The sequence below is a fragment of the Pseudomonas sp. WP18 genome (genome assembly GCF_036689585.1).
Lineage (GTDB): Bacteria > Pseudomonadota > Gammaproteobacteria > Pseudomonadales > Pseudomonadaceae > Aquipseudomonas > Aquipseudomonas chlororaphis_E.
Genome location: NZ_CP144758.1, coordinates 1159449 through 1171476 on the forward strand (window position 1 = coordinate 1159449; position 12028 = coordinate 1171476).

Here is a 12028-nt window from a genome sequence, read left to right on the forward strand (position 1 = left end):
TCCCATGGCCATTTGCATCAGAAGCGCCAGATCACGTCGACAAAGGCGCGATGCATGTACGAATCGACCTCTTTGCCGTAGGCATCGCCTGGCTTGAACACACCGCCACGAAAGCGCACCAGCGCCGATGGCTCATCGATGGACTGGCTCAACGCGGCAGGCAGCAGACCTTGCTTGAAGTACTTGGTGACGACGAGGTCGACTTCCTGGCCCAGGTCCTTGTCGCCGTCACGCAGCGGCAGGGTCGAGGTGGACAGGATGGCGCCGGTGACGTCGTCGGTGTTGTTCTGCACGGCGTTGATGCCGTTGCTGCCCACCGGCTTGTTGCCGTCCACGCGCCAGAACTTGTGGTACACCAGGCTGGCGTCGTATTCGTCGCGCAACTGCCAGGAACCGAACAGGCTGGCGCTCTGGGTGTTGGCCATTTCGCCGCGGAAGGCTTCGCCGAAACGGTGGACCCGCGAGCGCGTGCCGGTGAAGTTCGAGCGGTTGCTCTGCAGGCCGTTTTGTTCGTAGTCCTCGCTGGCGCGGGCATAGGCCGCACCGACTTGCCATTGCGGGTCGAGGCGCAGGCGGATACCCAGGTCGGTGGCCCAGCCGTCGACGTCATCGCTGCGCTTGGCTTGCGCCGGGCGCGTGCCGTCGGCATTGAGCGCATTGACGGTGTCGCGGTCGCCGGTCATGCCGGTGATGCTGGCCCAGTAGTTGACGGTGTTGGTGTTGCGCCAGTTGTAGGCGTCGCTGTTGGCTTCCAGGCCCAGCCAGGTCAAGTCGCCGTTCTGGGTCTTGTCCAGGGTGTCGGTAGGCTCGCCCGGTGTCGGGTAGTCGAGGCTGCCGTTGTCATGGGTGTGGTGGGCACGGATTCCGGCCCACTGGCCTGGCATCCACTGGTAGCCGACGTCGCCATAGACGTGCAGGCGATCCTTGTCCTTGGGCGACAGTTCCTTGAGGTCGGTGCGGTACTCGCTGAAGCGTTCGGCAACGCCGAGGTTGGCCCGCAGCAACGTGGTGTCGAAGGTCCAGTTCAGGGCCTCGATATTGGTGTCGCGCCATTGGCCGTCGTCGTTGCGCAGGCGCTGGCGGCCGAACTTCAATTGCTCGCCCGGGTACGGGGTCAGGCCGCTGTAGCCAATCCAGAATTCACGCATTGCCAGGTAGCTTTTCTTGGCTTCGCGGTCGCCGCTGTCGGTCTGTTCGGTGGCGCCGTCGGATTGTTGCAGGGTGTCCGTCTCGATGATGTCGGTGGAGGTCACGGCCTGAGCCATGGCGTAGGCGCTCCAGTTACCGCTTTCACCGTAGACCCAAGGGCGCAGGTCCAGGCCGATACCGTTGACGTCGCCACCGCTCTGGGTGCCGAGGTCGCGGTCGTCTTCGGACTGGCCGGTGATCTTCACTTCCAGGCCGAAGTTCTTGGTTTCAGTCAGGGCGGCCAGCGTCGGGCAGGACCAGAGCAGGGCGCATGTCAGGCCAATACCGGCCTGCACAAAAGGATTGAGCTTCAAAGGCTTCATAGTTGTTCCTCGCCGTCATCTTCTTTTAGGGCTTGCAGTTCCAGCGTATCGGGGCTCATGGCGCCCCGAATGGCCTGCTCCTGTTTTAGCAGGCGCTGGGCTTGTGCAAGTTGCTGCGGCGGTAATTGGGCTTCGAGGGTCTGGGCAAGTTCGATGGCTTGCGGGGTGTTCTGTACCTTGGCCAACTGGCTGAATACATAGGCGTTGACCGGGTTGGGCTTGGTGCCCTTGCCCTGGGAGAACAACTGGGCAATGGCGAAGTCGGCGCTGTTCTGGCCGTTGCGGGCGGCCTTGAGCAGATGGTCCAGGGCTTTTTGCGAGTACACCTGGCCCAGGTAGCCACGGCGATAGATCTGGCCGAGGTAGTAATCGGCGGCCACTTCGCGGCCCACGGCTTTCTGGAAATGTGCCTCGGCGGCCTTGGCATCGGCCGGGACCCACTTGCCTTCGTAGTACAGCTTGCCCAGCAACAGCTCGGCACGCGGCTGGTCGGCGGCGCGGCCGTTTTCCAGGTACTGCATCATCTTGTCGACGTCGCCCAGTTCAGGGAAATCGTAGAGCAGCTGCGCCAGGCTGACCCAGGCAGCGGGGTAGCCGGGAGCGATGCCTTCGAGCAGCGACTGGGCGGTTTTTTCGTCGGTCTTGCCCAGGCTGGCATCGGCCAGGACCCGGGCAACACTGTCCACGCGCTGGGCGGATACGACGCCGCGGGCGTGGCCGGCCTGCATCTGCTTGATCAACTCGGCCTGCTGTTCCGGCTGGCCGCGCTTCTGATAGACCGTGGCCAGTTCGACGTAGCAGATGTCGGTGGTGGCCAGCGCGGCCTTGCAGACTTTCTCGACTTCGTCCAGGTGCTGGTCGTAGGTGCCCTGGGTGCGGTAGAGCAGGATCTGCGCCAGGCCCGCTTCCGGGTAGCCGGCGCTGCGCCATTGGCTGATCTGCTGCTGGGCGTTGACGTTCGGGAAACTGTGCGGGTATTGCAGGTACAGCATCGCCAGCGGGATCAGGGTGTTGCCTTCACCGTTGGCGAAGGCTTTCTTCAACAGGCCTTCGGCTTCGTGCTTTTCGGCTTCGGTGGAGCCGGGTTTGGCCACCAGCAGGCGACCCAGGCGCGCCTGGGCCCGTGGCGAGATGTCGGCGGCGGCGCGGTAGGTCGCCTCGGCTTTTCTCATCTGCTCCGGATCACGGCTGTCCACCTGAATATCGGCCAGGCCGACCTGGGCTTCGCTGTAGCCCAGGTCTGCCAACTGCTGGTAGTTCTGCTGCGCCAGCGCCGTGTCGCCGCGCTTGAGCGCTTCGTTGGCCAGGCGCTGGTCGGGCAGGCCGGCGCAGCCGGCCAGGCTGATTGCCAAGGCCAGTGCGCAGTACCCCGATCGAATGTGGGAGCGAGCTTGCTCGCGATGCAGGCCGCTCGATACATCAGACACACTGCGCTGATCCCATCGCGAGCAAGCTCGCTCCCACAGGGAATGCGGTGCGTTGTTGTTTTGTGGAGTGGTCACGGGCATATCCTCGACTTAGATACCGACAGCCATGGCTTTGTCGATCAGCCAGTTCAGGTTCGGGCCACGGTCGCTGTGGACTTCCACAGGACGGCCGGCCAGCGAGCTGTCCAGCGGCTCGTCAGGCTTGATCAGCACGCGGATGTCGGAGGAGAGGTCTTCACTTTTCAGGCTGGTGCTGCTGACGATCTTGCCGGTGCGGGTGGTGTCTTCGCCGGCCACCTGGAAGTTGACCGAGGTGCCTGGGCGCACGTCGCCGAATTGGCGATACGAGAAGCGTGCCTCGACGTTGGCTTCGGTGCCGCGTGGCACCAGTTGGAAGATCACGTCGCCCTTGCTGGCGTACTGACCGTTGGCGACCAGTTGCTGGGCCACGATGCAGTCGCATGGCGAGGTCAGGGTGCCGGTCATTTGCTTGCCGAACAGTTCCTCGACCTTGGCCGGTTGCAGCTGGTTGTCGTCCAGGTGGCCCTTGAGCACGTCGAGCATGCTGGTGCTGAAGGTCGCCAGCGGAGCGCCCTTGGCGGCCACGCCGTCAGCCTTGACCAGGCTCTGCACGGTGCCGTCGCGCGGCATGGTGATGGCCATGCCGGGTACGTTCACCAGGCCCGCCTGGGCGTGGCTGACGAAGTACATGCCGTACACCGACTTGAAGATGAAGCCGAACGCGGCCAGGCCGACGACGAAGATCCCGAGGCTGAAGGTCACTGCGCGCAGGCGACCGAAAGCGCTCATGCCGCCGCTTTCGTCTTTCTGCTTGCGTGCCTTGGTGAAGTTGTCGCGCTGCAAGGTCGCCAGCACGTCGCCGACACCGACGATGTCGCCGGCCAGGTGCGAGGTGATGATGTGACGCAGCGTGGCGATGTCCCGTGGCTCCAGGTTCTGGAACTGGCAACCGGTGCGGCCGGTCTGGCGGTCGAAGGAGCGGATCTGCAATTCCACGTCCATGGCCAGGCCAAGGTTGTCGATCACGAACTGCAGGCGGGCCTTGTAGGTTTCACCCACCTTGAGCGGCATCTGGCCGGCGTTGAAGCAAAGGCCGCCAGCGGACAGGTCCAGGACCTTGACTTCCATTGGCGTGCGGTCGGGGCCGAAGAAACGCAGCTTGGCCGGGATTTTCACTCGGGCGTGCTGGCGCTGGGCTTCGGATTCATGCACTACGTTGACGTTCACGGCGGTGTTCATAGGGGCGATTTCCTAGTTAATTCATTCAAGTCCGGTCAGACCATCGTCAGCAGCACAGCGACAAAAATGCTGCCGGCGGAGAAGGTCATGGTCCGAGACGACCAAGTGTTGAACCAACGTTGAAAGCTGGCGAGATCACGGGTCAGTGAGGTGGGCTGGCGGGTCCAGGACTGCTGGTCAAGGCGGAAGAACACATAGATCTTCACCAACGCGCCGACGATCTGGTTGTAATAGAGAATCGCCGGGTAGGCAGGGCCGATCCGGTGACCGGAGCACGACAACAGCAGCGTCAGGATCAGGCGGGTGATGCCGATCCACAGCAGGTACACCAGGATGAACGCGGTGCCGTACTTGAAGCTGGCGATCAGCGCCACGGTCAGGCCCAGCAGCGAGGTCCACATCGACACGCGCTGGTCGAACAGCACCACCGAGGTGAACAGGCCCAGGCGGCGCATGCCCAAGCCCAGGGCCCGGGAATTCTGCCGCAGGTTGTTGCCGTACCAGCGGAACATCAGCTTGCGACTGGCCTTGATGAAGCTTTTTTCCGGCGGGTGTTCAACGGTGTTGATCGCCGCATCAGGCACGTAGAAGGTGTCGTAGCCCAGGCGCATCAGGCTGAACCAGCTCGACTTGTCGTCGCCGGTCAGGAACTTGAAGCGGCCCAGTCGCCAGTGTTGCAGCGAGTCGCTCTCGACGTCGGCGATGAAGTCGGGGTTGGTCACTACCGTGGCGCGGAACACCGACATACGACCGGTCATGGTCAGCACGCGCTTGGACAGGGCCATGGAGCACATGTTGATGTGACGCTGGGCGAAACGCAGCTTGTGCCACTCGGCCATGATGTAGCCGCCGCGCACTTCGCAGAACTCGTTGGTGGTCAGGCCGCCGACGTTGCCGAACAGCTGGAACCAAGGGACGGTCTTGCGCACGACGCCTTCGGCGAGGACGGTGTCGCCATCGATTACGGCGACCACCGCGCGGTCGTCCGGCAGGTGGCGGGAGATGGCGCGGAAGCCGTAGGCCAGGCCGTCGCGTTTACCGGTGCCGGGGATGCGCACGAAGTCCAGCTTGACCCGCTCTGGCGGGTTCATGCGGGCCCAGAGGCTCTTGACCAGCAGCTCGTCGGACATTTCCACGATGGAGCAGACCACGGTGGTAGGCAGCCCACAGTCGATGGCTTCGCGAATCACCGAGCCATACACCTGGGCGGTGGTCAGCGCATCGATCCGGAAGCTGGTGACCATCAGGTACACGTGGGATGGATCGGCGGCCTTGCCCAGCTTGCGAACCTTGCGGCGCAGATGCGGGTAGACGATGTACAGGAAGATCATGCCGCGCACGAAATGCGTTGCGCCCATGGAGTAACGCCAGATGCCCACGGCGCCGATCAGGAAGATGAAGTCCTTGGATTCGGAGTCGAACGTGGACGTGGGCAACGCCAAGGCGATGCCCATCAATAAACTCAAGTAAAACAGCCAACCGGCGGCCTGAAGCAGGCCGTGCTTTAGCCTGTGCATAATCTGCATCCGTCTCTATCTCGGGCGGGCCTCGTGGGCGGCCCGATGGGTTAAGGCAGGCGAAAGGCCGGCCGGGATGTGCCCCGGCCGGCAAACAGACTTACCAGCAGATGCCTTCGGTCCGGCCACTCGGCGTGGTGGCCTTGGACATGAAGCCGACCAGGTCGATGACCTGCTTGCCTTCCGGTACGTTCTCGGTCAGCGCGCGGAACTTCTCGTCACGGTTGCCCAGGATGATGATGTCGGAGCTGTCGATGACCGAGTCGAAGTCGGAGTTGAGCAAGGACGAGACGTGAGGGATCTTCGACTCGATGTAGTCCTTGTTCGCGCCGTGGACGCGGGCGTATTCGACGTTGCTGTCGTAGATGCGCAGGTCGTAGCCCTTGCCGATCAGCATTTCCGCCAGCTCGACCAGCGGGCTTTCGCGCAGGTCGTCGGTGCCGGCCTTGAAGCTCAGGCCCAGCAGGGCGACTTTGCGTTTCTCGTGGCTGGAAACGATGTCGAAGGCGTTCTGCACCTGGGACTCGTTACTGCGCATCAGCGAGTTGAGCAATGGCGCTTCCACGTCCAGGGAGCTGGCGCGGTAGGTCAGGGCGCGAACGTCCTTGGGCAGGCAGGAGCCGCCGAAGGCGAAGCCTGGGCGCATGTAGTACTGGGACAGGTTCAGGGTCTTGTCCTGGCAGACCACATCCATCACTTCACGGCCATCGACGCCGACTGCCTTGGCGATGTTGCCGATCTCGTTGGCGAAGGTCACCTTGGTGGCGTGCCAGACGTTGCAGGTGTACTTGATCATCTCGGCGACGGCGATGTCCTTGCGGATGATCGGCGCATCGAGTTCTTCGTACAGCGATTGCAGGACGTCGCCAGAAGCTTTGTCGAACTCACCGATCACGGTCATCGGTGGCAGGTCGTAGTCCTTGATCGCGGTGCTTTCGCGCAGGAATTCAGGGTTGACCGCGACGCCGAAGTCGACGCCGGCTTTCTTGCCGGAGCAGTCTTCCAGGATCGGGATGACAACGTTTGCGACGGTGCCCGGCAATACGGTGCTGCGGACCACGACAGTGTGGCGGGTGGTCTTGTCACGCAGTACGAAACCGATCTCGCGGCACACGGCCTCAATGTAGTTCAGTTCCAGGTCGCCGTTCTTTTTGCTCGGAGTACCGACGCAAATCATCGACAGGTCAGTATCGCGAATCGCTTCGGCGAAGTTGGTAGTACCGCGCAGTCGACCTGTTTCAATACCTTGGGCCAACAGCTCGCCAAGACCAGGTTCAACAATCGGCGATTTGCCCGCGTTGATCATGTCGATCTTGTCTTTGGCGACATCTACGCCAACTACGTCATGGCCCCGTGCAGACAGGCAACCGGCACATACTGCACCGACGTAACCCAAACCAAATATGCTAATGCGCATCGCATTTACCTCTGTTTTTCACGCCAATAAATGGCCGGAGTTAATAGTGTTCAGCGGTCATCGTGCACTCGGAAGTGTGGAGTGCAGGCGCCACAATGCCGTTGTGCAGGCATACTAAGTTCCGAGTGTCTAAATAATTGCACTCAAGTTGTGCGCAAAGCGGCCTTGTTGTTATGACCTGCCCTGTTATGCAGCCAGTCCTCGTTGTCGGGAACACTCGTGCAAAGGTGTTTCACTTCTGATCTCTGGCGAAAAGCCCACAAAATCAAAAACTTCCGTGCTCGGGTGAGCACAATGTAGGGGCGCAGCCTTGGCCTTTTTGGGGATAGTAATGTTGCGTTATCTCCCATCCTTTAAGGGTGGATCCAATTAGGCGACCGTTTCGCTAAGTTGCCGTGACAACTTGGTTACTCCGTCCGACGTCGTCTGTAAGTTATCTCCTACACGTTCGGCGATAATCGTTACCGGTGGTATGAGCCGTGCGATTTCACATAGTTCCGATCCGCTCATCGCGATTTTCGAAATTTTTCGAAATATTATCCAAGATGGCACTGCTTTCATTTTGATATCACGCGCCGTTTCGCCCTTTATAAATGGGGAGTTAGCGGGGGTGGATAGTTTTGTGCCACTACGGTAGAAAAAAATGTGTGCCACTACGCAAAAAACTGACGAGTGTCGAGTGAAACAAAAGTTAGCCTGCGGGGTGGACGATTTGTTGGCGTCATGAAGCTGACGAAGTGGGAGGGGAAGCAAGATGACAAGTACGGGGTTGATCGAGGCCCCCGATCAGGGGGCCTTATAAAGTTATGCTTTATTCCGGAGCATGGTCGCGCAGGAAAACCAGTTTGTCGGGGCTCGATTGTTGGGCGTTGAAGCGATAGCCCTGTACATCGAATTGCTTGAGGGCGGCAGGGTCGTTGATGCGTTCCTGGATCACGAAGCGACTCATCAGGCCGCGGGCTTTCTTGGCGTAGAAACTGATGATCTTGTACTGGCCGTTTTTCAGATCCTTGAACTCGGTGTCGATGACGCGCGCTTTCAGGGCGCAGCGCTTGACCGCCGAGAAGTACTCGTTGGACGCCAGGTTCAACAGGACGTCATCACCTTGTTCGGCCAGGGCTTCGTTCAGCCACTCGCTGATACGCGTGCCCCAGAACGCATAAAGGTCCTTGCCCCGGGCGTTGGCCAGCTTCGTGCCCATCTCCAGCCGGTAGGGCTGCATCAGGTCCAGCGGGCGCAGCAGGCCATACAGGCCGGAGAGCATGCGCAGGTGCTGCTGGGCGTAGTCGAAGTCGGCCTCGCCGAAACTCTGGGCGTCGAGGCCGGTGTACACGTCGCCCTTGAAGGCCAGCAATGCCTGCTTGGCGTTGGCCGGGGTGAAGGCCGGCGTCCAGCTGCCGAACCGTGCGGCGTTGAGGCCACCGATCTTGTCGGAGACGTGCATCAGTTCGCTGATCTGTGCCGGCGAGAGCTCGCGCAGTTGCTCGATCAGTTCCTGGGAGTGGTCCAGGTACTGCGGCTGGGTGAAACGCTCGGTGGCCGGTGGCCTTTCATAGTCGAGGGTCTTGGCGGGGGAAATCACCATCAGCATCTAGTCGTCTCCTTCAAAGGTGCGGCGATTCTAGGGGGTTGTCCGGGTGGACTCCAGCTATAGGGGCAATAGGGGATGGGTGGTGTGATGCGAGTTGTGGTCTGGAACCCGCATGTTCTTGTGGCGAGGGAGCTTGCTCGCGCTCGGGCGCGAAGCGGTTGCCGGCATTCCTGGGGCTGCTTCACAGCCCTGCGCGAGCAAGCTCCCTCGCCACAAAAGCGGGTATGTCCAGATAAGTGGTTGGAGCCGACAAGTCGTCGCCCCAGGATCAGCTATGATGCGGCGCGGGTTTCGTTATGGAGACATCCCTTTTGCGTATCGCCTTTGTGTTATCGGCCTGGCTGTTGAGTTGCAGCGTCATCGCCGCGCCCAACGACATTGCGACCCTCGACCGCAGCACCTGGCCGGAACAGCTCACCAGCCCGACCTTGTTCGACGTGGCCTCGCGGGCCGAGATCCTGATGTTCGCCCGGGTGCTGCTGGACGTCGACGCCATGGATGAAATCGCCCTCAAGCAATACCTGGGGCTGCGTACGGTCAACATGGCCGCGGTGGACGCGCTTCGTACCCGGTTGTGGCAGCGGCTGCTGGACAACTACAACTTTGCCCAACGCAGTTGCGACCAGGATGCCTCCTTCTGTTATCTGGTCGAGAACATGGCGACGCTGCGCGAAGAGGCGCGCAGGTTCCACCTCGATGAGAGTTCGTTCTATTACAAATGGGCCGGGCCGAGCCAGGTCTTCCACACCCAGTACCGCGACGAGCTGCTGCGAAAAGCCGCGCTTTTCCCGCAAACCAGCAGCGAAATTGCGCGGTTCGGTGATTACGAGCGCAACGGCGAAGCCATGCATGACCGGCTCTTCCTGCTGACCTTCGACAGCGGCGCCAACGTGACGCCGGACAATACCCCATGGGTGACGGATTACCTGCGCAAGTCGAACATGAACGGCACCTTCTTCGTGTTGGGCAAGGATATCGAGGCGCGGCTGGCGGAGCACGCCGTCAACGGCCTACAGAGCTTGTATTCCGGGCAGTGCGTGGGGGTTCAGGGCTGGGAGTTCCGTTCCCATAGCTATTGGCAGGACTGGCAGGATTCGGTGCGGCGCAGCGTCGACCTGGTCAAGAGCAAGTTGCCGGAGAACTACGTGCCGCTGTTCCGTCCGCCCCAGGGCCAGCGCCGTGGCGACGCCGAAGGGTTCTTCCGGCAACAGGGCCTGCAAGTGGCGCTGTGGGACATCGATCCCCAGGACAGCACCTTGCGGCTCAAACCCGAGCAAAGCGCCCAGCGTGCGCTGACGCTGATGCTGTTATGGCGCCATGGGGTGATCAACTTCAATGCCAAGCAGGAGGGGGTGAAGACGGCGCTGCCGTGGCTGGTGACGCAGACGGCGCAAAGCGGGATCGGTTGGGAAGACTGTCAGGAAGCGTTTCGCTGAAACCTGGAAAAGGCCCGGAAACATTGGGCGGGGCGCAAATTGCGGCGGACATTCAGGGCAACCGGACTTCCGACTTTAACGGTGCCGGGGCGGTACGCCAAGGGTTATTCGTCACTCTGAAAAATAAACTTCAAAAAAGCGTCAAAGTGCTTTTTCCTGTCATGGTTTTTGGAGTATCAAGAAGTCAGACCGCCGAAACCTGCAACACAGGTGGCGTCTTCCAAGACCCAGATTGTGTGCAGTTCACCTGAACCCTCGCGGGTGAATTCGGTGGCTACCTCGAGGCGCAGCACTGTCACGGTATTGCGTCGAATGGCCCCCACAAAGGTGACCGAGTATGGATGACCACGGACGTAGCCCTTCCTCCAACCAGCCAATCCTGTATGTACTCGATACCAACGTATTGATTCACGATCCAAACGCGCTCCTGAACTTCGAAGAACACCACGTCGCCATCCCGATGACCGTGCTGGAGGAGCTGGACAAGCTCAAGAGCGGGCATCACAGCGTGGCCGCCGAATGCCGCCAGGCGATCCGCCTGATCGACAAGACCCTGGGCGATGCCTCCCCCGAGGACGTCGAGCTCGGCGTGCCGATCCAGCGTGGCAAGAGCGGTCCCAAGGGCCTGCTCTCGATCCTGATGAGCAAGCGCACCGAACCGAACCTGGTGCTGCCTGAACACCTGAACGACAACATCATCATCAACCAGTTGATCGACCTGCACGCGCGCAACAAGGACCAGGCCGTGGTGTTGGTCACCAAAGACATCAACATGCGCCTCAAGGCCCGCGCCTGCGGGATCGCGGCGGAGGACTACAGCACCGACCAACTGGTCGACGACGTCTCGTTGTTGCCCAATGGCTACCACACCATGACCGGCTCCTTCTGGGACCGGGTGAGCAAGGTCGAGACCCGCCAGGATCACGGTCGCACCTGGCACCAGGTGCAACTGATCGACAACCTGCCGGCGGTGCACATCAACGAATTCATCATCGACGAACAAGGATTTGTCGGCTGGATCAAGGAAATCCAGGACGACAAGCTGCTGATCCTCGACCTGCACCAGGAGCCCCTGTTGCACCAGGAGGCCTGGGGCCTCAAGCCTCGCGACATCTACCAGAGCCTGGCGCTGTTCGCCTTGCTCGACCCGGACATTCACCTGGTCAACCTGTCCGGCGCCGCCGGTTCGGGCAAGACCATCCTGGCCCTGGCCGCCGCCATCGAGCAGACCATGGTCAGCAAGCGTTACCGGCGCATCATCGCCACCCGCAGCGTGCAGGGCCTGGACCAGGAAATCGGCTTCTTGCCCGGCACCGAGGCGGAAAAAATGGAGCCTTGGCTGGGGGCCATCACCGACAACCTCGAAGCCTTGCACATGGATGACGAAAGCACCCATGGCAGCGTCGACTACATCCTCAGCAAAGTGCCGTTGCAGTTCAAATCCCTCAACTACATCCGGGGCCGCAGCTTCCAGCAAAGCCTGATCCTGATCGACGAATGCCAGAACCTCACCCCGCACCAGATGAAAACCATCATCACCCGTGCCGGTGCCGGTTCCAAAGTGGTGTGCCTGGGTAACCTGGCGCAGATCGACACCCCTTACCTGTCCGCCACCAGCTCGGGGCTGACGTACCTGACCGAACGCTTCAAGGACTTCCCCAACGGCGTCCACATCACCCTGCAAGGCGTACCGCGCTCGATCCTGGCCGAATACGCCGAATCCCACCTGTAACCCAACCAGACCGGACGGCCTCCAGGCCGCCCGGTTTTTTACGGCTGTACAAAAACCTGTGTGAGCGGGATTGCCCGCGAAAGCGCGGTGTCAGACGCCTATTGAGCAACTGACCCACAGCATTCGCGAGCCAGCCC

The 12028-nt window shown here is 61.1% G+C and carries 8 protein-coding genes; 2 read left to right on the forward strand and 6 right to left on the reverse strand.

The genetic code is table 11. The features are described from left to right. Positions 1-17: 17 nt before the first annotated feature. The 6 genes from V5F23_RS04995 to yaaA form a co-directional block, all read right to left on the reverse strand. On the reverse strand, positions 18-1502 hold the full coding sequence (locus tag V5F23_RS04995) for an alginate export family protein (RefSeq protein ID WP_042729907.1): 1485 nt from the start codon (positions 1500-1502) through the stop codon (positions 18-20). A 5-nt stretch (positions 1503-1507) separates the two neighbouring features. Next, positions 1508-3019, reverse strand: a complete 1512-nt coding sequence (algK, locus tag V5F23_RS05000) for an alginate biosynthesis TPR repeat lipoprotein AlgK (RefSeq protein WP_123578181.1) — start codon at positions 3017-3019, stop codon at positions 1508-1510. Positions 3020-3028: 9 nt separating this feature from the next. After that, the gene (locus tag V5F23_RS05005) at positions 3029-4198 is read right to left on the reverse strand and encodes an alginate biosynthesis protein Alg44 (protein ID WP_042729897.1); all 1170 of its coding nucleotides are present in this window, start codon (positions 4196-4198) and stop codon (positions 3029-3031) included. 35 nt (positions 4199-4233) lie between these two features. Next, positions 4234-5718, reverse strand: a complete 1485-nt coding sequence (gene alg8, locus V5F23_RS05010; RefSeq protein ID WP_172679752.1) for a mannuronan synthase — start codon at positions 5716-5718, stop codon at positions 4234-4236. Between the two features lie 97 nt (positions 5719-5815). Beyond that, positions 5816-7132: a nucleotide sugar dehydrogenase gene (locus V5F23_RS05015; protein ID WP_042729895.1), complete on the reverse strand. Its 1317-nt coding sequence runs from the start codon at positions 7130-7132 to the stop codon at positions 5816-5818. Positions 7133-7943: 811 nt separating this feature from the next. Then, positions 7944-8723: a peroxide stress protein YaaA gene (yaaA, locus tag V5F23_RS05020; protein WP_123578179.1), complete on the reverse strand. Its 780-nt coding sequence runs from the start codon at positions 8721-8723 to the stop codon at positions 7944-7946. 311 nt (positions 8724-9034) lie between these two features. Here yaaA and V5F23_RS05025 point away from each other — a divergent pair, with 311 nt between their 5' ends. Both V5F23_RS05025 and V5F23_RS05030 read left to right on the forward strand, forming a co-directional pair. Further along, a complete protein-coding gene (locus V5F23_RS05025; protein ID WP_042730166.1) occupies positions 9035-10159 on the forward strand; it encodes a polysaccharide deacetylase family protein in 1125 nt (374 codons plus the stop codon). Between the two features lie 337 nt (positions 10160-10496). After that, a complete protein-coding gene (locus V5F23_RS05030) occupies positions 10497-11891 on the forward strand; it encodes a PhoH family protein (protein WP_042730167.1) in 1395 nt (464 codons plus the stop codon). The last annotated feature ends 137 nt before the right edge of the window (positions 11892-12028 follow it).

Coding starts and splice junctions, on each gene's coding strand:
- algK (WP_123578181.1), bottom strand. CDS start 3,019: ATGCCCGTGACCACTCCACAAAACAACAACGCACCGCATTCCCTGTGG.
- V5F23_RS05005 (WP_042729897.1), bottom strand. CDS start 4,198: ATGAACACCGCCGTGAACGTCAACGTAGTGCATGAATCCGAAGCCCAG.
- V5F23_RS05015 (WP_042729895.1), bottom strand. CDS start 7,132: ATGCGCATTAGCATATTTGGTTTGGGTTACGTCGGTGCAGTATGTGCC.
- yaaA (WP_123578179.1), bottom strand. CDS start 8,723: ATGCTGATGGTGATTTCCCCCGCCAAGACCCTCGACTATGAAAGGCCA.
- V5F23_RS05030 (WP_042730167.1), top strand. CDS start 10,497: ATGGATGACCACGGACGTAGCCCTTCCTCCAACCAGCCAATCCTGTAT.